Here is a 26,296-nt window from a genome sequence, read left to right on the forward strand (position 1 = left end):
TAGAGCGTTAAGTGTTGATGAATGATTTGAAGCTCCTGTTCAGTTGTGAGCAGGAGCTTTTGATATCCTTATAAAGAGAATAGGTGAAAAATATGCAGAAACGATTTTATAAAAAATGTCTTTTAGCGGTAATGATTGCTGGGGTGGCAACAAGTAACGCATTTCCTTTACATCCTTTTGCAGCAGAACAAAATGTAAAGGTGTTACAAGAAAATGTGAAAAACTATTCTCTTGGACCAGCTGGATTCCAAGATGTAATGGCACAAACGACATCAAGTATATTTGCAATGGATTCATATGCAAAATTAATTCAAAATCAACAAGAGACGGATTTAAGTAAAATAAGTTCGATTAATAGTGAATTTAAAGGGAATATGATTCAGCATCAAAGAGATGCAAAAGTTAATGCAGCATATTGGTTAAATAATATGAAGCCTCAAATTATGAAAACGGATCAAAATATTATTAATTACAATAATACTTTCCAATCTTATTATAATGACATGTTAATAGCGATTGATCAAAAGGATAGCGGAAAATTAAAAGCGGATTTAGAAAAGTTGTATGCGGATATTGTAAAGAATCAAAATGAGGTAGATGGATTATTAGGAAATTTGAAAGCTTTTCGCGATAGAATGGCGAAAGATACAAATAGTTTCAAAGAGGATACAAATCAGTTAACAGCGATATTGGCAAGTACGAATGCTGGTATTCCAGCTCTAGAGCAACAAATAAATACATATAACGATTCAATTAAAAAGAGTAATGATATGGTCATTGCTGGTGGCGTACTTTGCGTAGCGCTAATAACATGTCTTGCTGGCGGGCCGATGATTGCGGTTGCGAAAAAAGATATCGCAAATGCAGAAAGAGAAATCGCCAATTTAAAAGATAGAATTTCAGGAGCACAAGCAGAAGTCTTAATTTTGACTGATGTAAAAAATAAAACAACAAACATGACAGAAACAATTGATGCAGCAATTACAGCACTACAAAACATATCAAATCAATGGTATACAGTAGGTGCAAAATATAATAATTTACTACAAAACGTAAAAGGAATTAGTCCGGAAGAGTTTACGTTTATAAAAGAAGATTTACATACAGCGAAAGATAGCTGGAAAGATGTAAAGGATTATACAGAAAAATTGCATGAAGGTGTGGCAAAGTAAACAGTGGGCTAGTTCTGCTGTTTATTTTTTATCCTGTTTTTTGTAAGGGTTGAACTTGCAATTATATATAAGTTTGTCATGTGTTTTATCCATGTGTGTATAAAAATCTTTTTGTTATCGCTCCCTTTGATAGAATCCATTTTCATATGGTTTTTTTACCGAATTTTTTAAAAATTAAATTTTATGGCTTGATAATTCATTTGAAATGATTTAATCTTATGTCAAATGATATGTTTATCTATCAAAAATACTTTTGTAAAGATAAAGGAGTGATTGAGAATGTTAAACGCCCTATTGATGGTAAGTCTTTAGGTACAGCAGCATTGAAAAGATTGGGAAGAAATGAGTGAGCTTTCACAATAAAGAACTCTATAACTTTATGTAGTGTTTGATACCCTTCGATTAGATTTTTTGAAAAACAAATCAATATTAATTGAATCAAAGTTTAAAAATTAAATATATGAGTAGTAGAAAAAATCCATTAGTTGTTATCATGTTCTAATAAAAAATGGGAAATGGAAATTCTGAGAAAACCTGTTCAGAAAGTAAGTTAGTGAGGGGAATTCAAAACCAATTTAATAAAAGCGAGGTAAATAATATGACTTTTGAAGAAAAATTACAAGCATATGCAGAACTTACGGTGAAAATCGGTGTCAATATTCAACCAGGGCAATACTTATTAGTCAATACATCAGTGGATGCATTGGATTTCGCCCGTATAATTGTGAAAGAGGCTTATAAGGCTGGGGCAGGGCGTGTTCATGTTAATTTTTCGGATGAAGAAATGGAACGTGCTTACTTTGATTATGCCTCAGATGAAGAATTTAATCGCTTCCCAGAGTGGATAGTCAAAATGAATGATGAGCTGATCGAACGTAAAGGAGCACTATTAATGATAGATGCTACAGATCCTGATAAATTTACAGGTATTTCATCTGATCGTCTAGCTACCTATCAAAAGGTAGCAGGAGCTGCTCTGAGAAACAATCGCAACGCCGTAATGAAGGATTCAATAGCTTGGTCGATGGTAGCAGTTCCTTCACCAAAGTGGGCATCGAAGGTGTTCCCAGGTTTAGCAACTGAGGATCAAGTACCAGCATTATGGGAGGCTATTTTTAAAGCTGTTCGTATTGGTGACGGCAGTGCTATTGAAAAATGGCGTGAACATGTAAAAAATTTAGAATCTCGTGCGGTCCTACTGAACGATAAAAAATATATGAAGCTTCACTATACAGCGCCAGGTACTGATTTAACAATTGCATTAGCACCACAGCATAAATGGGTTACTGGAGGTGGTAAAACTCCTGATAATACTATCTTTATGGCTAATATGCCGACAGAAGAGGTTTATACGTTACCGATGAAACAAGGTGTAAATGGCTATGTAAGCAATACAAAACCATTAGTTTATCAAGGGAATATTATCGATGGCTTTAAACTGACATTTGAAGAAGGAAAAATTGTTAAAGCTGAAGCACAGGTAGGACATGATTTATTACAAGAGCTTATTAATGTGGATGAAGGCTCTTGCTATTTAGGTGAAGTAGCACTTGTACCACATGAATCACCAATTTCAGCATCGGGAATTTTATATTTTAATACATTGTTTGATGAAAATGCATCGAACCATTTAGCGATTGGTAAAGCTTATCCAACTTGCTTAGAGGGTGGAAGAGATCTAGCAAACGATCAGCTTGAAACGTTAGGGGCAAATATTTCAGTAACACATGAGGACTTTATGATTGGCAGCAGTGAGATGGACATCGACGGTATTCTACCAGATGGAACTGTAGAACCAATTTTCCGTAAAGGTAGCTGGGCATTTTAAGTTTTTAATTTGAATAAAGGAGTAGAGTGAATGAAACGATTAGCATAATCGGTGCAACTATATAGGTGTTTCACCTGCTTTTGCTTAGGCTGAAAACAACCTCTTTAATTAGAAGTAAAATGCATGCAAAGGAGATAGGCCAATGAATTTCTGGGAAGTTGTTTTGATAGTAGTGAATTTTAGTCTATTGAGTTGGATACTGTTAATAGGCAGAGAAACGAAAAAGTGGTCTAAATTAGCTACTTTGATTGCCGTTGTAATGGTTACAGTTCAGTTATTGGCAGAAGGTTTTAGGTGGCAGATGATTCCGGCATATGTATCCCCAGTTATCTTAATTTTATGCTATTTATTAACTGGGCAGAAAAAGGGCTTTAGAAGTTCGGGTATATTCATAGTTAAGACTTCGTTACTATGTATCTATTTGTTTGTAGCAGTTGCGCTACCCTTACTTATGCCAGTATTTTCATTTGAAGAACCAACTGGTCCACATAGGATCGGTACGAAGCTATATCATTGGGTTGATCATCAGAGAAATGAACCATATTCGAAAAATCCAAATAATCGGCGCGAACTGATGGTGCAAATTTGGTATCCTGCAGCTGAAAAAAGCAAGGGGGATCCAGAACCTTATATTCGTAACATAAATGAGCTTTCCAAGGGATTGGAAAAAACATTGTCTATTCCTGCATTTGCATTCAGCCACATGGAATTGGTAAAGTCTCATTCGTTTATGGATTTACAACTCTCAGACTCAGAGAATCACTATCCCATATTACTCTTCTCTCATGGTTTTAATGGTTTTCGTAATCAAAACACGTTTCAAGTTGAGGAGTTGGCTAGTCAAGGATATATTGTTCTAAGTATCGATCATACCTTTGATGCTGCAGCTACCGTCTTTCCAGGTGGTCGAACTGCTTATGTACAGCCCATCAATTTAACTGATGAAGGAGATAGTCACATAAAATTATGGGAGGAAGATGTCAGCTTTGTCCTTAATCAGATAGAGAAACTTAACGAAAACGATGAGACCGGTTTCTTTACAGGAAGACTGGATACCTCGCGAATTGGAATGTTTGGCCACTCTTACGGTGGAGCTACCGCAGCACAAATACTTGCAAAAGATTCTCGTGTCAAAGCAGCTATCAATATGGATGGTACATTGTATGGTGAAATCTTGCCTGAAAGTGGCATTGGAAAACCATTTCTGCTCATGAATGCAGAAGAGCCTGATGAAGCAGATCCCTTTGAAGTGAGGGAGCGATACGGACGCGGGTTAGCTGGCGGTGGTATGTCAATGGTCATTCCTCATACGGATCATACAAGCTTTACCGATTTACATTTGTTCTCACCTCTGTTGCAGAGCCCAGGTGAAAATCCAAAGGAAGTTCATCATATTATTAACGAATTCAGCCTGGCATTTTTTGACCAGTATGTAAAACAGAAGGATGACGGCTCAACCCTTAAAAGGCTGATAACCAAATACCCGGAAGTGAATTTTAAAATAAACCGATAACTTTATGCAGAAAGTAACTCCTACCATTTCCTTTGGCTCTTGTATTTATTACATTAAAGAATTTAATTTCTTCATCGTTATCTAAATAATGAAATGCTAAAAATGAAACATTCAAAGTACTATCAGTTTCAGGAATAAATTCTTTTTGAAAAGCTACATTCAGCAGCTGGACACTTTATTTGAGATTGTTTATTATAATATCAAATGATATATTTATCTATCAAAAATGACGACTTTATACAGAAAAAGGGAGAGATTGACGATGAAGAAAGACTTGTCAGCGTTGAAGGAAGCGAGATTTAATGCAATTCTTGATTCAGCTACTATATTGCTTGTTGAAAATCCTACTGCTTCGATGAATGAAATTGCGGAATATGCGGGAATTGGAATTGCTACACTCCATCGCTACGTCGAAAGCAGGGAGAAATTGATGCTGTTCTTGGGCCATCGGGCTATACAACTGGTAAGTGATACTGTAAACCAGATTCCACTGGATGAGGAAAGAAGCGAAAACTATATCCCGGAACTCATTGAAGCGTTAATCCCTTTAGGTGACAAAATCTATTTTCTAGGTCATGATGCATCTGTATTTAACAACAAAGAATTAGGTGAAGCAGAAGAGAAGCTGAGGGAACCCTTAAGACGCGTTATTGAATTGCTACAACAAAGAGGTTACTTTCAGCAAACAGTTAGCAGTGAATGGATTTTGAATACGCTTTATGCTCTGCTTTTCCATACCTGGGAACAGGTACATGAAGGAAATGTGGCTAAAAAATCTGCTGCAGAGCTTGTTTTAAATACATTTTATTATGGTTTCAAAGCTAAGGATGAATTGAGAGGGAAGTGAACTGATTCAAATCCATGATAATTAATATTAATAATATAGAAAGTGAAAAGGAGCAATAGGATAATGAATAAAATCTCTATTGTAAAGGCTGTTCATCAATCCATGGTCGGCGCCCAGCTAAATGTAATGGCATTGGAATACATGGCGTTTCCACTTGCAGGATCTGAGGAGAAGAACACAGTCGATTGGACATTTTGTAAGCTATGGCGGCAGGAGAACAACCGTTTTAGTCATCAATACGCCTATGAAGCTCAAATGAACGGGAAAACTTTAGGGATGATTACTTGCTATCCCATACCCGTTTTAAATCGTCTTGCCTGGCCCACTTTTAAACAGCTGCTTTCGTTCCGAAAGCTGGGTTTTATTGTTTATAACATTCTGAATATCAAAATGCTCTATTCCATGTTTACCTTGAAGGAGGGAGAAGATGACGAGTTTCACATCGGAACAATTGCCTTACTGCCCGAAAGTCGAGGACTAGGGATAGGTACCAGATTAATTGAGTTTGCTGAGGAACAAGCTTCGCTGCAAGGCTTTGCCAAATGCTCTCTGACAGTAAAGAAAGAGAACCAACTTGCCATTAAATTGTATCAGAGGATAGGCTACCAGATTACAGGTGAAATCAATAAACCAAAGTTATCGTTGTACAGAATGGTCAAAAACGTAGAACCTTACAACCATTTATAAAAAAGTTGTACAGTATTAGGGTAACGCCACATGCCCATAAACTTAAGGATTCAAAATTACCCCAAAGCGAAAAAATGGACATTTTGTACAAGTTAACACAAAATTTTAGCTTGATAGTGATGGGATGGTGCCTCTATATAAAAAAACACAGTTTACACTCAAACTGTGTTTTTTCGACGTACAATGATTTATCAACATCTCTTGTTATTCTTTAAAATCTGCAACAGAACCAGGATTTCCCCTCAAAGTATAAATTCCAAGGGGAACCGTTTTTTTATTTATTTATATACGTACAGCTGTACCACTTACAGCAACCATTAACATTCCATCACGAACAACTTCGTAATCTACGTCAATGCCGACGATAGCGTTCGCACCTTTTTGTTTTGCAAGTTCTTTCATTTCGTCCATCGCAATATCACGAGCGTCTTTTAGCTTACTTTCATAAGCACCAGCACGGCCACCGACAACATCACGAACTGAAGCGAATAAATCGCGGACAATGTTTGCACCCATAATAGCTTCACCATTTACAATATCAATATACTCAATAATTTCTTTACCTTGAATTCCAGAAGTTGTTGTTACAATCATGACTGACACTCTCCTAATAAGTTATAGTTTTGATAAGATTTCTTATGCCTTAGAAAAGTGGTTCTGGTGCCAAAAAATACTCGATAGAAACATAGAGTATTTTTGCATCAAAACCTTCAATTACATATGTCTTGTTATGACATATGTAATTGAATAAAAGTGATAGAATTATTTAACATATGTATCGCCATAACATATGCAATGGATCTGTTAGAAATAAGATAAGCCACAGTAAGTATCACCGAGCCAGGTAAATAAATAGCAATATCCGAAAGCTGGTTCGTATGAAGAACTGTAAAAATTATAATCGAAATGATAGATGCAATAGCAGTACCAATATAATGTGAAAAACGATTTAATATTATATGACGAAACACAATTTCTTCAAGCAATGGTCCTAGAATACCAAATACTAGCAATGTGAAAATAAGAGGTATCCCCGTACCTGTTTCAAGGAGCTGTTCTTGGTTCTCTGGCTGATCAGTTGCTAGAAAATGCATAACAGACTGTTCCACAATTACCGTAAATAAAACCACCATAGGAATACTTACTATTTTCAAAATTGTTTTCTCTTTAAAATAAGTAAAACTTTCAATAATTTCTTTCCTAAAGAAAATTATTCCTACAATAGCAGGTACAGTCAAACCGATGGCACTAAGAGCAAATTCTGATTCAACTAAATTGCTGTTAGTTAAAAGTGATAGGCCAAATAATATGAACAAGCCAATTTGAAGTAGTGCAAACATTGTATAAACTATTAGCATAATAATTTCTTTTTTATTCATTCTTATAAAGTTCACTTTATTGCCCCCGTAATTAAATTACCTATAATCTTTGATTTTTCTTTCTGCATAACGTTCTCCTTCTAAATATATTTATATTACAAACCGGACGGTTCGGTCTGAATCGAAATCTAATGATACTACAAGTTTCTAGTTTTTTAAACCCTTTTAACAAAATCAAAATGGTAAAAAGCAAATATATTTATATTTCAGTTGCTTTGTTACAATTTAATTCCAGTAATCATTAATGGTTAATCTTTTATAGAATGAAGTGAAAGTGGGGGTAGTTCAAACACTTTAGCTAAACATATTAATAAAAATTATATATAATAATCATAGTCTATACGTTAAAATTAACTATATATTTTTACACCTTCTACGATTGTAGGTGAAATTAGTTGTATAACAGGACTGAATTAAATAATTGGACATGTTAATTTTGACAGAAAATTCATTTGAATGATATAGATAATACAATTTGATTACCTCTTTTCAAACTGTATTGTTTGAGGTTCACATAATATAGGGATGGATAATATATTTTTGTTCCAAACTTATTTATACTTACAAAAAAATTCAAGAAAATAGATGGTAAATATCACCTGGAATATTAAGCTCGTTTTTATTAGGAGGATTACAAAGTATGACTAAAGTTGATAAGATTAAAGAAAAAATTATTGAAACATCTTTATATTTATTTAATACTAATGGGATAACTCGCACATCCATACAGGATATAATGACAGCTACTGAACTACCTAAGGGATCTATTTATCGTAGATTCAAAAGTAAAGAAGAAATTGTCCTTGCTGCCTACGACAAAAGTGGTGAGATTATGTGGAGTCATTTTCATAAAGCAATGGAAAATAAAAAGACAGCAATCGATAAAGTCCTTGCAATTTTCCTTGTATATCAAGATGCAGCTAATAATCCTCCTATTGCTGGAGGCTGTCCATTACTTAATAGCGCAATTGAAAGTACTGGAGTATTTCCAGAATTACAAAAAGCAGCAGCAAAAGGTTATGATGATACAGTAATGTTAATGGCTTCTCTCATAAAAGAAGGAATAGAGAAACAAGAACTTAAAGAAGATATAGAGGTTATATCACTCGCTTCCTTTCTTGCATCTTCAATGGAGGGGGCTATTATGGCAAGTCGAGTATCTAACGATAATATACACCATCATTATTTTATTGAACAAATAAAACATCATCTTTTCACTTATTCTAAATAAGTGGGAACTTGCATTGTTTTCATCCAATTTTTATAAAATTAAATTGAATAAATACCCCTTATAACCAGTATCTTCTGTTTATAAGGGGTATTTGAATAGTTTTTAGCAAAGGTAGTTTTTAGACGATGTTTCATGTTTCTTATTGAACGGTTTCATTGTATATAATAAGTGGAATAAAAGTTCAGTTAGATAAAATTCGGTAGTCGAATTTTTTTGCATAAAGCTGTATAATGCTTGTAACGAAAGGGAAATACAGGAAGGGATTTGTAATGAGTTACTATGGAAAAAGATAAACAACAATTAAGCGTTGAAGTTGCAAGATTATATTATCAATCAGATTATAGTCAGCAAGAAATTGCTAACAAATTAAATATTTCAAGACCGACGATTTCTAGATTGTTAAAGTACGCGAAAGAAAAAGGGTTTGTTCAAATTAGCATCGCCGATCCATTTGCGGATTTAGATAACGTTGGGAATTTACTGAAAGAAAAGTACAACTTGTTAGAGGCACATGTTGTGTTTTCTCCAGTGCCGGAATATGCAACGATTACAGAGTATATTAGTAAATATGCAGCTGAGTATATGGAAAAGACAGTTAAAACTGGTGATATCGTTGGTGTAAGCTGGGGAATGACAATGTATGAAATCGCTAGAAAAATCGTACCGCAACATGTAAAAGGGGTAGAGGTTGTCCAGCTAAAAGGTGGTATTAGTCACTCGAGTGTAAATACATATGCGAATGAGACGATAGCTTTATTTGCAGATGCTTTTCAAACGACGCCAAGAAATCTACCTCTTCCAGTTATATTTGATAATGCTGTGACAAAAGAATTAGTAGAGCAGGATCGACATATTCATCACATTATCGAAATGGGGAAGCAAGCGAATATTGCAATTTTTACTGTAGGAACAGTGCGAGATGAAGCGCTATTATTCCGATTAGGTTATTTCGATAAGGAGGAAACAAGTTTACTCAAAAAACAATCGGTCGGTGACATTTGTTCACGTTTCTTTGATGGAGACGGAAATATTAGTAGTGAAGAAATTAATAAGCGGACCATTGGAATTGAGTTAGAGGAACTGAAATTAAAGAAACGCTCTATTTTAGTTGCAGGTGGTAATAGAAAAATAAAAGCAATTGATGGTGCGTTACGTGGCGGGTATGCAAATGTATTAATTATCGATCAGCATACAGCAAAAGAATTGTTACATTATCAAAAAGATTAGAAATAAAAGGCGTTCTCAAAATGTTAATTTTGAGAACGCCTTTTATTTTGTTATGTATGAATGATAGGTGTTTTTTTTTGAACACAAATTGCCTTCTTAAAAATAATTATGGATATGGAGATACATACTACCATTGTTAATATAAAAGTTTTGATTTTAAATAGGAAATGTTTCTTAGTTAGAATGAGCTTTACTTACTACAGGAAAATTCCTTTTTAAAAAGAATGAACAAAATTTCAAAAGTGTATTTACATTTGTTCAACTAAGAGTTAGAATGAAGTTGTTAAAAGATATGAGGAGTGAAGATAATGAACATTGCAAAGTTAATTGACCATACAATTTTAAAAGCTAATACTACTAAAGAAGATGTTATGAAAGTAATCGAAGAAGCAAAGGAATATAAATTCGCTTCTGTTTGTATTAACCCAACATGGGTAAAATTAGCGGCTGATGAACTAGCTGGACATGATGTAGACGTTTGTACTGTAATCGGTTTTCCATTAGGAGCAAGCACTACTGAAACAAAAGCATTTGAAACAAAAGATGCTATCGCGAAAGGTGCAACTGAAGTTGATATGGTAATCAACGTAGGCGCTTTGAAAGATGGCGACAACGAACTTGTTGAAAAAGACATTTATGAAGTAGTACAAGCAGCAAAAGGAAAAGCTCTTGTAAAAGTAATCATTGAAACTTGCCTATTAACAGATGAAGAGAAAGTACGCGCTTGTGAATTATCAGTAAAAGCTGGTGCTGATTTCGTAAAAACTTCAACTGGATTCTCAACTGGCGGAGCAACTGCTGAAGATATCGCATTAATGCGTAAAACAGTAGGACCAAACGTTGGTGTAAAAGCATCTGGCGGTGTTCGTACACGTGAAGATGCAGACAAAATGGTAGCTGCTGGAGCTTCTCGCGTTGGAGCAAGTGCTAGTGTTGCAATCGTATTAAATGATGCAAAAGGTGCTACAGATAACTACTAATCGATAAAAGCTTAAAGCAATAGATATACGTTTAAAGTATATCTATTGCTTTAATAATTGAAAAAAATGTAAGCGGATACGAATGGGAGGAAACGGCTTATGAAATACTTAATCGGTGTTTTTGGCCTCGTATTGATTTTAGGTATCGCTTGGCTTGCTAGTAATGATAGAAAGAAAGTCAAATATCGTCCAATCATAACGATGGTTATATTACAATTCATTTTGGGGTTTCTATTATTAAATACAAGTGTAGGGAATATATTAATTAGCGGAATAGCAGATGGTTTTGGAGAGCTATTAAAATATGCCGCTGACGGTGTGAATTTCGTATTTGGTGGATTAGTAAATCAAAAAGAGTTTTCGTTCTTTTTAAGTGTATTAATGCCAATCGTATTTATATCAGCCTTAATAGGTATTTTGCAACATATTAAAGTATTACCTATTATTGTGAAATCTATCGGTCTAGCATTAAGTAAAGTAAATGGAATGGGGAAACTAGAATCATATAACGCTGTTGCATCTGCGATTTTAGGACAATCTGAAGTATTTATTTCAGTTAAGAAACAACTAGGGTTATTGCCAGAGAAAAGAATGTATACATTATGTGCATCAGCAATGTCTACAGTTTCTATGTCTATTGTTGGATCATATATGGTGTTATTAAAACCACAATATGTTGTAACCGCTTTAGTGCTTAACTTATTCGGTGGCTTCATCATTGCTTCTATCATTAACCCATATGAAGTTACTGAGGAAGAAGATATGTTAGAAGTACAAGAAGAAGAGAAGAAGACTTTCTTTGAAGTATTAGGGGAATACATTATTGATGGATTTAAAGTTGCGATTACAGTAGCAGCTATGTTAATTGGTTTCGTAGCTCTTATCGCATTCATTAATGCAGTATTTAAAGGTGTAATCGGTATTTCATTCCAAGAAATTCTTGGTTATGTATTTGCACCATTTGCATTTATTATGGGTGTTCCATGGCATGAAGCAGTTAATGCCGGAAATATTATGGCAACAAAATTAGTATCAAATGAATTTGTCGCTATGACAGATTTAGCACAAGGAAACTTTAATTTTTCAGATAGAACGACAGCGATTATATCTGTATTCTTAGTTTCATTTGCAAACTTCTCTTCAATTGGGATTATTGCAGGGGCAGTTAAGAGCTTAAATGAAAAGCAAGGGAATGTAGTCGCAAGATTTGGTTTGAAATTACTATTCGGTGCAACGTTAGTAAGTTTCTTATCAGCAACAATCGTTGGATTATTATTTTAATAGATTCATATAATATAAAAAGGAATGGTGATTGTAATGAGAATGGTAGATATTATCGCGAAAAAACGTGACGGCAAAGAATTAACGACTGAAGAAATCAAATTCTTTATTAATGGATATACAGACGGAAGTATTCCTGATTATCAAGTGAGTGCACTTGCAATGGCAATCTTCTTTAAAGATATGACAGATCGCGAACGTGCAGATTTAACGATGGCGATGGTTGAGTCTGGAGAAACGATCGACTTATCAGCAATTGAAGGAATTAAAGTAGACAAACATTCAACTGGCGGTGTTGGTGATACAACAACTTTAGTATTAGGACCATTAGTTGCTGCTTTAGACGTACCAGTAGCAAAAATGTCTGGTCGTGGTTTAGGACATACTGGCGGAACAATTGATAAATTAGAAGCGGTAGAAGGATTCCACGTTGAAATTACGAAAGAGCAGTTCATCGATATTGTAAACCGTGACAAAGTAGCTGTTATTGGACAAACAGGAAACTTAACGCCTGCAGATAAAAAGATTTATGCATTACGTGACGTAACAGGAACTGTTAACTCAATTCCTTTAATCGCAAGTTCAATTATGAGTAAAAAAATTGCAGCTGGTGCTGACGCAATCGTACTTGATGTAAAAACAGGTGCTGGTGCATTTATGAAAACAGAAGAAGATGCAAAAGAATTAGCACATGCAATGGTACGTATCGGAAATAACGTAGGACGTCAAACAATGGCAGTTATTTCAGATATGTCACAACCTCTTGGGTTTGCGATTGGTAATGCTCTAGAAGTGAAAGAAGCAATTGATACGTTAAAAGGTGAAGGTCCAGAAGATTTAACAGAATTAGTACTTGTATTAGGAAGTCAAATGGTCGTACTTGCGAAAAAAGCAAATACGTTAGAAGAAGCTCGTGAAATGCTAATTGAAGTGATGAAAAACGGAAAAGCAACTGAGAAATTTAAAGAGTTCTTAAGCAATCAAGGCGGAGATAGCTCAATTGTAGACAATCCAGAAAAAATGCCACAAGCGAAGTATGTAATTGATGTACCTGCAAAAACTTCAGGTGTTATTTCTAACATTGTTGCAGATGAAATCGGTATCGCAGCTATGTTACTTGGTGCTGGCCGCGCAACAAAAGAAGATGAAATTGATTTAGCAGTAGGTTTAATGTTACGCAAAAAAGTTGGCGATGCAGTAAAAGAAGGCGAGCCGTTCGTAACAATCTACGCAAATCGTGAAAATGTAGAAGATGTAAAAGCAAAAATTTATGAGAACATCTCTATCGCTGAAACAGCAGTGGCTCCTAAATTAGTTCATACAGTTATTACTGACTAATCATTATTTCATTTACTTTGAGGGGGAAATAATATGGATAAGAAAAAATATATTGAAGAAGCAAACAAGATGTTATCGAAAGCGTATATTCCGTATTCTAAATTTCCTGTTGGCGCAGCGTTAGTTACGAAAGAAGGGAAAATCTATACTGGTTGTAATATAGAAAATGCTTCTTACGGTTTATGTAACTGTGCAGAAAGAACAGCAATATTTAAAGCAGTATCAGAAGGTGAGCGCGATTTTAGTTACTTAGTTATTACAGGAGAAACTGATGGACCGATTTCACCATGTGGTGCGTGTAGACAAGTAATTGCTGAATTCTGTGACCCGAAAATGCCTGTATTATTAACGAATGTAAAAGGTGATGAAAAAGAAGTGACTGTTGAGCAGTTACTTCCGGGTGCTTTCACAATAGAAAATCTAAAATAAGTTGAAAAGTGAACTGCACCTCCAGTTGTTAGACACGAATAACAATTGGAGGTGCAGTTTTTTACTTTATATTGCGGTGAATTATTTACTGATATTTCGTCCCCTTTTTCATCAATTTATTATTTTACCACATGTGAAATTTTAAAAAATAAATATTAAATATTAATGTAGTGTAAGTACATTATAAATTCCCAATTAATATTAAAAGATGATAGGCTATTTTTATAATTGAATTACCTTTCGTACTCTAAAAAACGCCCTACCAACAAAGGTTCTCTATCAATATAAAAATCTATACTAATATGGTATAATTTTCATGCTCTATTAAGTATAGAAGGGGTTTATACGATGGGACAATTTCAAAGTAATTTTCAAAGCGCTACACAAATCGCAACGCAAATGAGGGCAGCTTCAGATACAATCCAAAGCGCAACAAATCGTTCTATAAAAAAGGCGACACGTACTACGCTTTCAGTTAATTCAAAAGCACAAGAAGCGAACCAACAAGTTTTAGATTTGACGAAACAATTTTCCACCGCCTTTCAACAAGCGGTCGATAATATTCATTCGGTAGCCAAAGAGTTTGAGAGAATGGATCACGAGCTTCACAATACTTTCCGCTAATATGACCACCTTCGTAAAGATAAAACTTTAGGAGGAAAAAAATGGATCGAGATATCAAAAAACAAATTAAACAGTTAAATCAAAAATTACGAAGTGTATTTGAAGAACAGGACCGAAATCAATCTGCGCTTCGAACTCAGGAACAAGCGGAAGCTGATTTTCACGAATTGAAAAATCGAAGCAACCGCTTATTTAACCGTATTTTAGAAACTTGGCACAACGATAAAGAGTTATCTCATTTCTTTATAAATATCCGTCAAGAAGCACAACACATTGAGCGAAAACTTACATTTGAATTAGAAAATCAAAAAGAAACATTACTTAAAGAAAGACGAGACCTTAGTGATTCAGAAAACGACCTATCCTACCAGCAACAACAATTAGCAAGGGAGGTCAATGCATGAGTTTAAATATGTATTTGGGAGAAGTACAAAGCCAAACTCAAAGCATGAATGCTGTATGTACAGCTACCATTCAAGGTATGGAACAAGCCATTCAATCGATTGATGCTTTTACAAGTGATACCGTTCTACAAGGGCAAACTTACGATAGTGCAAAAGCATTTTTCGCAGAAACCTTTCGCCCTTTAGCACAAGGAATCATATACTTATGTGAAGAATTAATACGTCAGAACGATGCATTTCCAAGTCAATTTCAATCACAAGTAGCTCAGGCAGATGTAATTGAACAAGAAATATTAGAACAAATTCGAGAGATTGACCGAATGAAAGCAAGTATGGAAGCCATCACTCAAACTATGCCAATACCAGGTATAGACGCTATGGCAAATCTTTTTACTGTCATGAGGAAAAAACTTCAAGAAAAGTTAGACCATCTACATGAATTTAATCAAACGTCTAGCAATAACTATGCTACAGCAATTCAATTAGCTAATAGTATTGCTACAGGTCTTGCAGAAGTACAAAGTGGAAAAGGTTTTAGTCCTGCAAGTGGTACATTTAGTATACAAGGATTGAATATGGAGTGGACGACTTCTATCCAGGCGATTACAGAAGATAGGAATCGTCAGGCTGATAATTCAATTGAAGAAGGTGCAATGTGCGGTAAAATTTCGCCTAAATCTGACTTCGAGAAGGCTTGGGAAAGAGAGAAAAAGGATCTAAGTGATGCATGGACTGGTATTTCTACAGGTTTTGTAGATGGTGCTGTAGATGCATGGGAAGGATTCGTAGCTTTAGGCGATAAAGAAACGTGGTTAAACATGCGAGATGCAATTATTAATTATAAAGAAACACTTCCTGCTGCATGGAATACTTTATCAGATTCATTTATTAATGATTTCTGGAACGGAGATATGGAAAGTAGAGAGCACTATGCTGCCTATGGTGTAGCATCATTATTAACAGGTTTTATTGGTGATAAAGGTCTTAGTAAAGCAGGACAAGCAGGGAAGTTAGCAATCGCTGGCAACCTAGCAAAAGGAAAGTCGTTTATGACTAATTCTGCTGCATATAGAAATGTATTAACTGATTTTAAGTTGAACACTGGAAACCGTTTGGCTTATGCTGATGTTGGAGAAAGTTCTATAAAATATGAACTTGGTGGGGCATACCAAGAAGCGAAAGACTTATTAAATCAATTTGCGGTTTCAAAAGAGGAATATAAAGATTTAAGGAAGAGAACACCCAATAATAGGATAAGAAAAAGCGTAAATACAGACGTACCCAAAATTGATCCTGTATATGGTTATGAAGTGGAAAAACTTGAAGCTGACCACATTGTTTCAATGAAAGAAATAACGGACATGGAAGGTTTTGACCTATTACCGAGAGAACAACAAATAGAAGTGCTTAATATGGATGTAAACTTTGTTGGACTTGGAAAACCAACAAATGCTTCTAAGAATGCAAAAGATTGGAGTACATGGCCGGGGCACCCTAAATACGGTAAGGTTCCGGAAATTATAAGACTAGAAATGTTAGAACGTGAAGCAGTGGCTAGAGAAGCTTTGAAAAAATCAATAAAAGAGAGGTTACAATCCATTGAAAACAATAGTTAAAAATATAGGTGGTAAAAAGATAATAGCTACAGCAGAAGAACATTTAGGCCCCCAGATAGAAAAGTTATTGTATTTGCTAACTAAAGTAGAAGATAACAAATTAGTTGATAGATTTTCTATGCAAGTTGGTTGGTCTATTTTTGTTCTATCCAAACGTGAAGATGGGTATCATATTATTGCCCCAGATTATACAAAAAATCCATTTAAGGATACTACAGATGATCTAACAATTGCTTTATGGGTGCAATTAGAACAAGTACATTGTTTACGTCAGTTAAATATTGACGGTGAAACAATAAAGTTTAGCGATAAAATAGTGACTTCAAAAAATGTGTTACAACTAGATGAGGTTTATTTACAAAGAGCTAGGGATTGTGACAAAGGTGATTCTGGTTGGTATATCGGTCCTGTCGATGAAACAGAAGAAACTGACGGTGAATTAGAAGCATATTACGCATATCAGCTACTAAAAATTAGACCTTCAATTATTCAAGTTTTAGCCTTACCTTATGAATATCTGGTAGTTTTTGAGAAAGATAAAATCAAAGCCATTTTAGATGATAATGATGTCGATGTTTGGAATGGAGTTACAAACTAAGATTAGTTAAGTTCTAAAATAATTGAGAGGGCTTAACCGCATGAACTCAAAAATCCCGGAAATTCTAGGAATATTAGACGGTTATGAGAAAAGGGTAATTTTAGTAATTATAGAAACTGAAGCAATGGTTTAAATTAAGCTAGAAACTTACAGGATGGAAAATAATCAATAATGAATAAATTATAAAAGAGCATCCCACCATTAAAAACTGAACTGCACCCCAATTGTTAGACACAGTCTAACAATTGGAGGTGCAGTTTTTCTATGGTTAAATTCACAACTGATGAAAAAATATACATCGTTCAACGTTATTTGAACGGAAATGAAAGTTACCGAGAAATTAGTAAAGCTATTGGTATAAGAGACACCGTAATTTTGAAATGGGTAAACCAATATAAACAAAATGGCTTTTTATTTGAAAATAGGATGTAATATTTTATTCATATTCCGTTCATAAACTTTCCGTAAAATGATTGTAGCGAATATAGAAAGTTTACAACAGGAGGAATAAAATGAAGAAATTATATAATGCGACATTTATTTACTTAATTATTGGTTTATTATCAGGTGTATTTGCAAGAGAATATTCGAAAGCACAAGGAATTAAAGGATCCACAATGTTGCAATTAGTGCATACACATGTATTAGTGCTCGGTTTTGTATTCTTTTTAATTGCTTTAGCTTTATGTAAAGTGTTTCATGTACAAGAAACAAAGAGCTTTTGTGCATGGTTTGTTGTTTATAATGTAGGAGTAATCTTTACTATTGTTACAATGCTATGGAGAGGTCTTCTACAAGTAAATGGAACTGACTTTTACGGTTTAAGCCATATGGCTGGATTAGGTCATGTTATTATAAGTATCGGGCTCGTTTGGTTTATGATTTTGCTAAAAAAGTCATTTAAATAGATAGGAGTGGAAAGTATGATAGTACTTTTATCAAGTGTCGTAGCAGTTTGTATGGCTGTTGGGGTAATGTTTCTACGTTTTAAAGCAGCGAAAAAGCCGGTAACGAAAAAGAAAATTATATTGCCGCCAATTTTTATGAGTACAGGCGCAATGATGTACTTTTTACCAGAGTTTCGATTAACATCGTTAGAAATAGTTGAGGCAATTAGTATAGGGCTTATCTTTTCTATTTTTCTTATTAAAACAACTAAGTTCGAAATAAAAGGCGAACATATATTTATGAAACCGTCAAAAGCATTCATATTTATTTTAGTAGGCTTATTAGCTGTACGCGTGGCATTAAAGTCATATTTAAGCCAATCAATTGATTTGGCAGAGTTAAGCGGAATGTTTTTCTTACTTGCATTTGCGATGATTGTGTCGTGGAGAATTGCGATGTATCGCTCGTTTACTAAATTAAAAAAGACAATAAACAGAGCTGGAATTTCTATATAGGAAATCCAGCTCTGTTTATGTTTTATTAGAATTCTTTAGCGTGGAACTCATTTGCTTAATTTTAAACGTATTTGAGCATCTTGTAATGCGGCTGGTGTAACGTTAAGACCATTTTGATCAACAATTTTTGTGTTTAATAAAATGGAATCTAAGCTTCCACGAAATGTTTGTGTATAGTTTTGACGCAACATTTGTTGTTCTTGTTTTTCATCAACTGTTAATCCAGATGTTCTTTCTTTTTTTGATAATTCATTAATACGGAATAAAATATTTTGCATTTTGTTCACCTCTTGTTTTAAATTAAATTAGTAACTTACTAATTTATAGTTATTGTAACTTGTTTAGTTGTTTGTGTCAATACTATCTAAAAATAAGTTAAAAATTGACGAAAAATTATAACAATAATAGAATAAAGTGTATTGAATAATTAGTTTCACAATTATACATAAAACGCTAGGGGGATTATTATGAAATCAACATTTTTCGCTCAAAATAGAGAAAGACTAACGAAAACATTACCTGATGAATCCGTTACGATTTTATTTGCGGGACAAGCACCGCATATGTCAGCTGATGCACATTATAAATTTGTACCGAATCGTAATTTTTACTACTTAACGGGAATCGATGAACCAAATGTTATTTTTATGCTAAAAAAGTTTGGGAATAGTGTAGAAGAGACACTTTTTATTGAAAAATCAGATCCAGTAATGGAAAAATGGGTTGGGAAAACAGTTTCTAGCGAAGAAGCAGAGGGAATTTCAGGTATAAAGAAAGTTGTATATTTAGATAGCTTTGAAAAGACAATGTCAAATATACTTTTTACAGAAAATGCGAAGCATCTATATTTAGATATAGAACGTCGTGAGTGGAATGGTACGGAGACAAAAACATTAGCATTTGCTAAACATGTAAGAGAACAATACCCACACGTAACAATTGGTAATGTATATCCGAACATTTGTGAATTACGAGTATTTAAAACAGAGGAAGAAATTGAAATTATTAAAGAAGCGATTGCTATAACGCAAGACGGTATTTACAACGTACTTAAGCATGCAAAAGCAGGTATGATGGAGTATGAATTAGAAGCTCAATTTGATTTTACACTGAAATCATCTGGCATTAAGCACCATGCGTTCAATACAATTTTGGCAAGTGGTAAAAATGCTACAGTTCTTCATTATGAAGATAATGATGCACAAATTCAAAATGGTGATTTAGTATTGCTAGATTTAGGTGCTCAAAAAGACTACTATAACGCTGATATTAGTTATACATTCCCGGCAAATGGAACATTCTCTAGTCGTCAAAAACAAATTTATAATATTGTATTAAAGGCATTAAAAGAAACAACAGAGATTATTAAGCCAGGATTAAAGTTCGCTGCATTAAATGAGCATACAAAAAAGGTGCTGGCAGAAGAGTGTAAAGCAATTGGTTTAATTCAAGAAGATGAAGAGTTATCAAAATACTATTATCATGGTGTCAGCCATTTCCTTGGTTTAGATACACATGATGTAGGAACATATAAAGATAGAGTGTTAGAAGAAGGTATGGTTATAACAATTGAACCTGGTCTTTATATTGAGGAAGAGTCGATCGGTATTCGAATAGAAGATGATATTCTTGTAACGAAAGACGGGTATGAAAACTTATCAAAAGATATCATTAGAGAAGTTGAAGAAATTGAAGAATTTATGAGTGTAAATAATGAACATGTAAAAGGAAACCAAGCTGTAGTTAAATAATAAAAAAGTCATCACTAATTTATTTGAACTTTATCTCGAATCGTGGACAATTAAAAAATCCAGGATTCGGGATAGGGTTCTTTTATCTTCGAAATACTAATCTTTAATTATTAATCCTAATAAAGTTGCAAACTGAACAGCTTGATATGTTGATACTTTACATCCTCTTAAATCGTTCACTGAAACTGTAAGTGTATCAAAGGTAGAAGAACTAATATCTATCCCCTTCAGTGATGTCTGATCAAAATTAGCTTCATCAAGACTACATAATTGGAATTCAACTTTTTTAAGTTTACAGTCAAAAAAATCTGCATTATTTAATGAAGTTTCATTAAATATAATTTTTTCTAGTTTAGAATTCCCAAATGCTGCTAAATTCAAAATTGAATTCTCAAATTTAACATTTCCTAAGCTAGATTCTGCAAAATTAACCCCGATTAATTTACTGTTTTTAAATTCGACTCTATGAACAGAAGAATTGCTTAAATTAACATTTGATAAATCGCAGTTTTCAAAACAAACATCTGTAATATCAATATTGCTAAAGTCTGTATTAGTGAATTTACAATTCTTTATCACTGCATCATACAATCGCACTCTATCTACAGATTCATTTTCGAAAGTGGAGTCTATAATTTCACACACTTCTAATGTTGGATCTTCTTCATAAAAAATATCTTGAAAATTCTTTGAAGATAACTCTGGTGAAATTTTTGGTCTATCAATTTTCATCGTATATCAATCCTCTTCTATTTGATATATTTGTGTAATTTGAGTCTATTGTCTTCTTGTAAGGAACATTAGTTCTTATTATACAAAAATGTAAGTTCTTTTGTGAAGAGCATTTTAGCTACATTTTTCTTATTTAATAATAGCAGTGTTATTGTTTCTTAAGAAATAACGTCAAAACAAATACGAGAACGGCTAGTATAGTCGCTACAAGGAAAATATTTTGTATTTCTAAAATATTCGCCTCTTGTAATGTCTCCGCTTTTAGTAATCTTCCAATTAGCTTACGTAAGATCTAATTACATCTCCTTATTTTCTTGAAAATCAACTTCTATAATGATTTTGAAAAAGAAAAAGGAGGGATTTTCCATGAAGCGATTTGTATTAGGAGCCGTTACAGTCTCTGTAATATTTTTAATTGCTGCCTGTTCTGTGACGACAAATACAACAAATGATCATAAAAATATGAATGATAAAAAAACACTACAGACTGAAACAGCTACAACACCATTGAAGGTTGAAAAAGGACCAGAAGTTACTTTAATTGCGAAAGAAGAAAAGCAAAAATTAAGTAACGGTGTTATTGTTCCAGTCTGGACATTTAATGGCTCATCTCCTGGTCCAGAAATTCGGGTGAAAAAAGGTGAAAAGGTGAAAGTGACATTAAAAAATGAATTATCTGCACCAGTATCTATTCATTGGCATGGATATCCTGTCCCAAATAACATGGATGGAATTCCAGGCGTGACACAAGATGCGGTTGAACCAGGAAAAAGTTTCACTTACGAATTTGAAGCGAACGTACAAGGAACGTACTGGTATCACTCGCATCAAGATTCTGTAAATCAATTAGAGAGAGGTTTGTATGGAGCGCTCATTGTAGAAGATACAAAGGAAAAATATGATAAAGATTACACATTAATGTTGGATGAATGGGTTACAGATAAAGAAGAAATTAAAAAGCAGTTAAAAGAAATGACAAAAGGGCAAATAGGTAATAAATCTAAAGGTGATGAAAATACGAAAAAGAATGACGATAAGAACGGCATGGATCATTCCGGTATGGACATGGGCAGTGATCAAAAAGACTCTGGCAATATGACAGGAATGGACCATGGAAATATGAAGATGGAAGGTCATGATATGAGTATGTATGATTTATTCACAATCAATGGAAAAAGCGGTGATTTAGTAGTGCCATTGAAAGTGAATAAGGGAGATAAAGTTCGTCTTCGACTCGTTAATGCTGGTTATCTATCACATGATATACATGTTCACGGTCATGATATAAAAGTAATTGCGACAGATGGTCAACCAATAAACGATCCAAAAGTTATAAAGGATAAAGTAATTTCAATCGCACCGGGTGAACGTTATGATATTGAATTTACTGCTAATAATCCTGGGAAATGGTATGTTGAAGACCATTCAAAAAATAAAGGTGCAAAAGGAATGAAAGCTGTTATTGAGTATGATGGCAGCAAAGAGATGAAAGATAAAACAGACGAAAAAGAAAAATTACCGAAAGTAGATATAATGAAATATGGTACTAAAAAATTAGGTAGTTTCACGTTAAATCAAGAGTATACTGCCACATATAATATGGACTTAAATACGCAAATGAATGGAAATGAAATGGTATATACAATTAACGGAAAGGTATTTCCGGATATTGACCCAATTCAAGTGAAAAAGGGTGATTTAGTAAAAGTGAGATTGGTAAATCGTTCTAAAATGGATGATCACCCAATGCATTTACACGGACACTTTTTCCAGTTGTTGAGTAAAGATGGAAAACCGATAGAAGGTTCTCCAATTGTAAAAGATACATTGAACTTAAAACCGGGTGAAGAATATGAAGTAGCCTTTGTAGCAGACAATCCGGGTGAGTGGATGTTCCACTGTCACGATTTACACCATGCTTCAGCAGGGATGGTAACGGAAGTGAACTATACAGATTATAAATCTGACTATGTTCCAAACCAAAACATTCCTAATAAGCCAGAATAATAGGAAGCAGTTATCCTATGGATAGCTGCTTATTCATTTTTGTTGCAAGTACTAATGTATATGTTGATTATGCCCAGGTGAAGGAGCATGATTTGGAAATGTCGCGAATACGGCAACGATAATTACTACACTAATTGAAAGTAATAACAAAAAACGCTGTTGGATAAAAGTAGAAAAGTTCTCCGATAATAATTGAATCACACAGGACATAGTAATCGTTATAGTAAGTAAAAGGCTAATGAACAATATACTATGAGCTTGTTGAGCGTTTAACATTTCTGTAATCATTGCTCCCATCATACTTGCCATTAATCCAGAGAACATTCCTTCTAAAGCAGTATATAGGTGAAAACGTAGACCGATTAAGAAACCGATAAAACCACTAATTAAAATAGCAAGCAAAGTAGAATATAGTAATTCCCCCTTAAAGAGAATGCCTAAGTAAAAACCAATACTTAAACCGATACTCATACTAAAAGACATAATAAATACCATATACTCCATTAGGGTACCCTTACGTTTAGAAATATAGGATGTAATAAGAATCGAGGTACAGCAAAGTGTTAAGGTAGTTAACGTATAAGCAAACATTATGATACCTCCTTGTCCTATCGTTCATTTCATCATATGTTTATATGGAGGGTACTTATGCTTATTAATATCTGCATATTATCTGCACAATTTCATAGATGTAAGCAAAGGAACGCTTGATTTTTTAGGGCGTCTTTTTTAATTATAAGCATGTGAAAGAAATTGTTATATTATGAGTTTCTATTGTGAAGGCATAAAGAATAAGCGTATAATATTATAGGTCTCCCATTTGCGAGACAAACCGCGAATGATAAATAAGATTGTTGTTTTATCATCGCTTCTAAACATATAGACAATGAAAGTAACACTGGAATACAGATAGGGAGTTATAAAATGAAATTAATTATTGCCGAGAAACCAGATCAAGGGTTGGCTCTTGTTTCACAGTTTAAATATCGCCGGAAAGATGGATATTTAGAGGTAGAAGCGAATGAGTTATTTCCAAATGGAGCGTACTGTACATGGGCAATTGGTCATTTGACGCAGTTATGTAATCCAGAGCATTATCACGCAGAGTGGAAAAAATGGTCACTTAATACATTACCGATGATTCCAGAACGTTTTCAATTTGAAGTAACAAAGTCAAAGTATAAGCAATTTAACGTAGTGAAACAGCTGTTACATAATCCTCAGGTAACAGAAATTATTCACGCGGGCGATGCTGGGCGTGAAGGGGAACTGATTGTACGAAATATTATTAATCTTTGTAACGTGCAAAAGCCGATGAAACGTCTATGGATTTCATCTTTAACGAAGCAAGCTATTTACCAAGGATTTAAAAATCTACTTGATGAATCAGATACAATTAATACGTATTACGAAGCATACACAAGATCTTGCGCTGACTGGGTTGTTGGTATGAATGCATCACGTGTCTTTAGTATTTTGTTAAAGAAAAAAGGAATGAATGATGTATTTTCTGCTGGTCGTGTCCAAACACCAACGTTAGCATTGATTGTAAAGCGAGAGAAAGAAATTGAAAACTTTAAGTCAGAGCCTTTCTGGGAAGTGTTTGCAACCTTTAATATAGAAGGAAAGAAATATGACGGAAAATGGGAAAAGGATAATGAATCCCGCTTAAAAGACCCTGATATGGCGAATAAAATTGCGGCATTTTGCCAAGGGAAACCGGCTGTTGTGAAGGAAATGAAAACGGAGCGTAAAGAGTTTCAGCCGCCGCTTTTATTTAACTTATCATCACTGCAAGCAACGGCAAATAAAGCCTTTAAGTTTTCACCGAAAAAGACGCTTGATATAACGCAAGCACTCTATCAAAAAGGGATTGTTTCTTATCCACGTTCAGATTCTAACTATGTTACACAAGGAGAAGCAGCGACGTTCCCTGATATTTTACAGAAGTTAAGTCAGTTTGATGAATATAAAGGCTTATTACCGGCTCCGGTTGAATCCATTATGAATAACAAGCGTTATGTAAATGAAAAGAAAGTAACAGATCACTACGCAATTATTCCGACAGAGCAAGTTACAAACCCAAGCAGACTATCAGGTGATGAAAAGAAAATATACGATATGATCGTAAGAAGGCTTATTGCAGCTCATTATGAAGTTGCAATCTTTGACTATACAACGATTGTAACGCTTGTAGATGAACGTGCTGAATTCATTTCAAAAGGAAAACAGCAAATTCAAGAAGGTTGGCGTAAAGTTATTTTCCAAGACGATAAAGATGACGAAACCATTCTTCCAATTGTAGCTGAAGGCGAAGAAGGAAAAGTTGTAAAGGTGAAAGTGAAAGAAGGAAAAACACAGCCACCGAAGCGCTATACAGAAGGACAACTTATTACGTTAATGAAAACAGCTGGTAAGTATTTAGAGAATGAAGAGCTGGAGAAAGTATTAAAGAAAACAGAAGGTTTAGGTACGGAAGCGACTCGCGCAGGTATTATTACGATGCTGAAAGACCGTAAGTATATAGATGTAAAGAAAAACCAAGTGTATGCGACTGATAAAGGAAAAGTGTTAATTACCGCAATTGGTGATAAAATACTAGCTTCACCGGAAATGACTGCGAAATGGGAACAACGTCTTGCGGAAATTGGTGAAGGTACAGCTTCACCAGCTACATTTATGGAACAGACGAAAAAGCTATCAGCTAAAATTATTGAAGACGCAGTGGAAATGTCTGAGAAGTGGGATTTCACGGGACTACATGTTGAATCGATTGAACGGAAAGGATCGAAATTTACAACGGGTAAAAAGGTTGGTAGCTGTAAAAAATGTGATGGTGATGTAATTGATAAGTCAACGTTTTACGGTTGTTCTAACTATAATACAACGCAATGTGATTTCACCATTTCAAAGAAGATATTAAGTAAAACAATTTCGCAAAAGAATATGACAAAGCTCTTAAAAGGTGAAAAGACTGATTTAATTAAAGGTTTTAAAAAGGGCGAGCAAACGTTTGATGCGAAATTAGAGTGGAAAGATAATAAGATTAATTTTGTATTTGAGAATTAATTTGTTAAAAGAGCATGACATAAAACTGTCATGCTCTTTTGTTTTTCTTTTATTTAAAATTTAACGATAAAAAAATCCTTTAAATAATAATTTTTTATTGTAAAACGATAAATTTTGTATTAAAATCAAAATCATAATAAATGAGTGAGGTGCTTTTGTTAAAAGGTAACAACCTTATTT

At 34.2% G+C, this 26,296-nt stretch carries 25 protein-coding genes and 1 pseudogene; 21 read left to right on the forward strand and 5 right to left on the reverse strand.

Annotated features, from left to right (window positions below):
• The first annotated feature begins 92 nt into the window (after nt 1-92).
• The 5 genes from nheC (at nt 93) to JFU02_RS28895 (ending at nt 6,047) form a co-directional block, all read left to right on the forward strand.
• The gene (gene nheC, locus JFU02_RS28875) at nt 93-1,172 is read left to right on the forward strand and encodes a non-hemolytic enterotoxin NHE subunit C (RefSeq protein WP_201072000.1); all 1,080 of its coding nucleotides are present in this window, start codon (nt 93-95) and stop codon (nt 1,170-1,172) included.
• A gap of 598 nt (nt 1,173-1,770) precedes the next feature.
• The gene (locus JFU02_RS28880) at nt 1,771-3,000 is read left to right on the forward strand and encodes an aminopeptidase (RefSeq protein ID WP_086407302.1); all 1,230 of its coding nucleotides are present in this window, start codon (nt 1,771-1,773) and stop codon (nt 2,998-3,000) included.
• Nucleotides 3,001-3,142: 142 nt separating this feature from the next.
• On the forward strand, nt 3,143-4,513 hold the full coding sequence (locus JFU02_RS28885; RefSeq protein WP_029441998.1) for an alpha/beta hydrolase family protein: 1,371 nt from the start codon (nt 3,143-3,145) through the stop codon (nt 4,511-4,513).
• A gap of 262 nt (nt 4,514-4,775) precedes the next feature.
• Nucleotides 4,776-5,360 carry a TetR/AcrR family transcriptional regulator gene (locus tag JFU02_RS28890; protein WP_000710981.1) on the forward strand — a complete coding sequence of 195 codons (585 nt, stop codon included), beginning with the start codon at nt 4,776-4,778 and terminating at the stop codon, nt 5,358-5,360.
• A gap of 63 nt (nt 5,361-5,423) precedes the next feature.
• Nucleotides 5,424-6,047, forward strand: coding sequence for a GNAT family N-acetyltransferase (locus JFU02_RS28895; RefSeq protein WP_097960716.1), 624 nt, complete (start codon nt 5,424-5,426; stop codon nt 6,045-6,047).
• Nucleotides 6,048-6,329: 282 nt separating this feature from the next.
• On the opposite strand, the gene JFU02_RS28900 is transcribed toward JFU02_RS28895, so the two are convergent.
• Together JFU02_RS28900 and JFU02_RS28905 are read right to left on the reverse strand one after the other, a co-directional pair.
• On the reverse strand, nt 6,330-6,641 hold the full coding sequence (locus JFU02_RS28900; RefSeq protein ID WP_000637505.1) for a heavy metal-binding domain-containing protein: 312 nt from the start codon (nt 6,639-6,641) through the stop codon (nt 6,330-6,332).
• Nucleotides 6,642-6,775: 134 nt separating this feature from the next.
• Nucleotides 6,776-7,441: a CPBP family intramembrane glutamic endopeptidase gene (locus JFU02_RS28905; RefSeq protein WP_086407303.1), complete on the reverse strand. Its 666-nt coding sequence runs from the start codon at nt 7,439-7,441 to the stop codon at nt 6,776-6,778.
• Between the two features lie 625 nt (nt 7,442-8,066).
• Between JFU02_RS28905 and JFU02_RS28910 the strand changes: the two genes are divergently transcribed.
• The 13 genes and pseudogenes from JFU02_RS28910 to JFU02_RS28970 all read left to right on the forward strand — a co-directional run bounded on the left by JFU02_RS28910 (nt 8,067) and on the right by JFU02_RS28970 (nt 18,557).
• On the forward strand, nt 8,067-8,657 hold the full coding sequence (locus JFU02_RS28910; RefSeq protein WP_098447967.1) for a TetR/AcrR family transcriptional regulator: 591 nt from the start codon (nt 8,067-8,069) through the stop codon (nt 8,655-8,657).
• A gap of 279 nt (nt 8,658-8,936) precedes the next feature.
• On the forward strand, nt 8,937-9,884 hold the full coding sequence (locus JFU02_RS28915; protein ID WP_000409790.1) for a sugar-binding transcriptional regulator: 948 nt from the start codon (nt 8,937-8,939) through the stop codon (nt 9,882-9,884).
• Between the two features lie 308 nt (nt 9,885-10,192).
• A complete protein-coding gene (gene deoC, locus JFU02_RS28920) occupies nt 10,193-10,864 on the forward strand; it encodes a deoxyribose-phosphate aldolase (protein WP_001017441.1) in 672 nt (223 codons plus the stop codon).
• A gap of 99 nt (nt 10,865-10,963) precedes the next feature.
• Nucleotides 10,964-12,145, forward strand: a complete 1,182-nt coding sequence (locus tag JFU02_RS28925; RefSeq protein ID WP_000876186.1) for a NupC/NupG family nucleoside CNT transporter — start codon at nt 10,964-10,966, stop codon at nt 12,143-12,145.
• A 36-nt stretch (nt 12,146-12,181) separates the two neighbouring features.
• A complete protein-coding gene (locus JFU02_RS28930) occupies nt 12,182-13,483 on the forward strand; it encodes a pyrimidine-nucleoside phosphorylase (RefSeq protein WP_001983022.1) in 1,302 nt (433 codons plus the stop codon).
• Between the two features lie 33 nt (nt 13,484-13,516).
• Nucleotides 13,517-13,912 carry a cytidine deaminase gene (locus JFU02_RS28935; protein ID WP_000358535.1) on the forward strand — a complete coding sequence of 132 codons (396 nt, stop codon included), beginning with the start codon at nt 13,517-13,519 and terminating at the stop codon, nt 13,910-13,912.
• Between the two features lie 348 nt (nt 13,913-14,260).
• Nucleotides 14,261-14,536, forward strand: coding sequence for a TIGR04197 family type VII secretion effector (locus tag JFU02_RS28940; protein WP_000529649.1), 276 nt, complete (start codon nt 14,261-14,263; stop codon nt 14,534-14,536).
• A gap of 41 nt (nt 14,537-14,577) precedes the next feature.
• Nucleotides 14,578-14,940, forward strand: coding sequence for a DUF3958 family protein (locus JFU02_RS28945; protein WP_000373354.1), 363 nt, complete (start codon nt 14,578-14,580; stop codon nt 14,938-14,940).
• Nucleotides 14,937-16,556, forward strand: a complete 1,620-nt coding sequence (locus tag JFU02_RS28950) for a T7SS effector LXG polymorphic toxin (protein WP_029442002.1) — start codon at nt 14,937-14,939, stop codon at nt 16,554-16,556. Before JFU02_RS28945 ends, JFU02_RS28950 begins: the two co-directional genes overlap by 4 nt.
• Nucleotides 16,540-17,154, forward strand: coding sequence for an immunity protein Imm33 domain-containing protein (locus JFU02_RS28955; protein ID WP_000849724.1), 615 nt, complete (start codon nt 16,540-16,542; stop codon nt 17,152-17,154). The genes JFU02_RS28950 and JFU02_RS28955 overlap by 17 nt, the downstream gene beginning before the upstream one ends.
• Before the next feature lie 264 nt (nt 17,155-17,418).
• Nucleotides 17,419-17,562, forward strand: a pseudogene (locus JFU02_RS28960) (transposase); the annotation flags it as partial.
• Nucleotides 17,563-17,666: 104 nt separating this feature from the next.
• Entirely contained in the window at nt 17,667-18,062 is a 396-nt protein-coding gene (locus JFU02_RS28965) for a DUF2871 domain-containing protein (RefSeq protein WP_029442003.1), read from the forward strand.
• Nucleotides 18,063-18,077: 15 nt separating this feature from the next.
• Nucleotides 18,078-18,557 (forward strand): CcdC family protein, encoded by a 480-nt coding sequence (locus JFU02_RS28970; protein ID WP_098838332.1) that lies wholly within the window; start codon nt 18,078-18,080, stop codon nt 18,555-18,557.
• Between the two features lie 47 nt (nt 18,558-18,604).
• Here JFU02_RS28970 and JFU02_RS28975 read toward each other — a convergent pair whose 3' ends face one another.
• Nucleotides 18,605-18,835 carry a DUF896 domain-containing protein gene (locus JFU02_RS28975; protein ID WP_001179621.1) on the reverse strand — a complete coding sequence of 77 codons (231 nt, stop codon included), beginning with the start codon at nt 18,833-18,835 and terminating at the stop codon, nt 18,605-18,607.
• A 189-nt stretch (nt 18,836-19,024) separates the two neighbouring features.
• Between JFU02_RS28975 and JFU02_RS28980 the strand changes: the two genes are divergently transcribed.
• On the forward strand, nt 19,025-20,308 hold the full coding sequence (locus JFU02_RS28980; RefSeq protein WP_097960251.1) for an aminopeptidase P family protein: 1,284 nt from the start codon (nt 19,025-19,027) through the stop codon (nt 20,306-20,308).
• A gap of 96 nt (nt 20,309-20,404) precedes the next feature.
• Here JFU02_RS28980 and JFU02_RS28985 read toward each other — a convergent pair whose 3' ends face one another.
• The gene (locus tag JFU02_RS28985) at nt 20,405-21,040 is read right to left on the reverse strand and encodes a pentapeptide repeat-containing protein (protein WP_000687268.1); all 636 of its coding nucleotides are present in this window, start codon (nt 21,038-21,040) and stop codon (nt 20,405-20,407) included.
• A gap of 366 nt (nt 21,041-21,406) precedes the next feature.
• Here JFU02_RS28985 and JFU02_RS28990 point away from each other — a divergent pair, with 366 nt between their 5' ends.
• Entirely contained in the window at nt 21,407-23,047 is a 1,641-nt protein-coding gene (locus JFU02_RS28990) for a multicopper oxidase family protein (protein WP_201072003.1), read from the forward strand.
• Nucleotides 23,048-23,098: 51 nt separating this feature from the next.
• Here the strand turns inward: JFU02_RS28990 and JFU02_RS28995 are convergent, their stop codons facing one another.
• On the reverse strand, nt 23,099-23,638 hold the full coding sequence (locus JFU02_RS28995; RefSeq protein ID WP_098285431.1) for a hypothetical protein: 540 nt from the start codon (nt 23,636-23,638) through the stop codon (nt 23,099-23,101).
• A 333-nt stretch (nt 23,639-23,971) separates the two neighbouring features.
• Between JFU02_RS28995 and topB the strand changes: the two genes are divergently transcribed.
• Nucleotides 23,972-26,116 carry a DNA topoisomerase III gene (gene topB, locus JFU02_RS29000; protein WP_098285430.1) on the forward strand — a complete coding sequence of 715 codons (2,145 nt, stop codon included), beginning with the start codon at nt 23,972-23,974 and terminating at the stop codon, nt 26,114-26,116.
• The last annotated feature ends 180 nt before the right edge of the window (nt 26,117-26,296 follow it).

It is taken from the genome of Bacillus sp. TH13 (genome assembly GCF_016651175.1).
Lineage (GTDB): Bacteria > Bacillota > Bacilli > Bacillales > Bacillaceae_G > Bacillus_A > Bacillus_A thuringiensis_S.

Coding starts and splice junctions, on each gene's coding strand:
- nheC (WP_201072000.1), top strand. CDS start 93: ATGCAGAAACGATTTTATAAAAAATGTCTTTTAGCGGTAATGATTGCT.
- JFU02_RS28880 (WP_086407302.1), top strand. CDS start 1,771: ATGACTTTTGAAGAAAAATTACAAGCATATGCAGAACTTACGGTGAAA.
- JFU02_RS28885 (WP_029441998.1), top strand. CDS start 3,143: ATGAATTTCTGGGAAGTTGTTTTGATAGTAGTGAATTTTAGTCTATTG.
- JFU02_RS28890 (WP_000710981.1), top strand. CDS start 4,776: ATGAAGAAAGACTTGTCAGCGTTGAAGGAAGCGAGATTTAATGCAATT.
- JFU02_RS28895 (WP_097960716.1), top strand. CDS start 5,424: ATGAATAAAATCTCTATTGTAAAGGCTGTTCATCAATCCATGGTCGGC.
- JFU02_RS28900 (WP_000637505.1), bottom strand. CDS start 6,641: ATGATTGTAACAACAACTTCTGGAATTCAAGGTAAAGAAATTATTGAG.
- JFU02_RS28910 (WP_098447967.1), top strand. CDS start 8,067: ATGACTAAAGTTGATAAGATTAAAGAAAAAATTATTGAAACATCTTTA.
- JFU02_RS28915 (WP_000409790.1), top strand. CDS start 8,937: ATGGAAAAAGATAAACAACAATTAAGCGTTGAAGTTGCAAGATTATAT.
- deoC (WP_001017441.1), top strand. CDS start 10,193: ATGAACATTGCAAAGTTAATTGACCATACAATTTTAAAAGCTAATACT.
- JFU02_RS28925 (WP_000876186.1), top strand. CDS start 10,964: ATGAAATACTTAATCGGTGTTTTTGGCCTCGTATTGATTTTAGGTATC.
- JFU02_RS28930 (WP_001983022.1), top strand. CDS start 12,182: ATGAGAATGGTAGATATTATCGCGAAAAAACGTGACGGCAAAGAATTA.
- JFU02_RS28935 (WP_000358535.1), top strand. CDS start 13,517: ATGGATAAGAAAAAATATATTGAAGAAGCAAACAAGATGTTATCGAAA.
- JFU02_RS28940 (WP_000529649.1), top strand. CDS start 14,261: ATGGGACAATTTCAAAGTAATTTTCAAAGCGCTACACAAATCGCAACG.
- JFU02_RS28945 (WP_000373354.1), top strand. CDS start 14,578: ATGGATCGAGATATCAAAAAACAAATTAAACAGTTAAATCAAAAATTA.
- JFU02_RS28950 (WP_029442002.1), top strand. CDS start 14,937: ATGAGTTTAAATATGTATTTGGGAGAAGTACAAAGCCAAACTCAAAGC.
- JFU02_RS28965 (WP_029442003.1), top strand. CDS start 17,667: ATGAAGAAATTATATAATGCGACATTTATTTACTTAATTATTGGTTTA.
- JFU02_RS28970 (WP_098838332.1), top strand. CDS start 18,078: ATGATAGTACTTTTATCAAGTGTCGTAGCAGTTTGTATGGCTGTTGGG.
- JFU02_RS28975 (WP_001179621.1), bottom strand. CDS start 18,835: ATGCAAAATATTTTATTCCGTATTAATGAATTATCAAAAAAAGAAAGA.
- JFU02_RS28980 (WP_097960251.1), top strand. CDS start 19,025: ATGAAATCAACATTTTTCGCTCAAAATAGAGAAAGACTAACGAAAACA.
- JFU02_RS28985 (WP_000687268.1), bottom strand. CDS start 21,040: ATGAAAATTGATAGACCAAAAATTTCACCAGAGTTATCTTCAAAGAAT.
- JFU02_RS28990 (WP_201072003.1), top strand. CDS start 21,407: ATGAAGCGATTTGTATTAGGAGCCGTTACAGTCTCTGTAATATTTTTA.
- JFU02_RS28995 (WP_098285431.1), bottom strand. CDS start 23,638: ATGTTTGCTTATACGTTAACTACCTTAACACTTTGCTGTACCTCGATT.
- topB (WP_098285430.1), top strand. CDS start 23,972: ATGAAATTAATTATTGCCGAGAAACCAGATCAAGGGTTGGCTCTTGTT.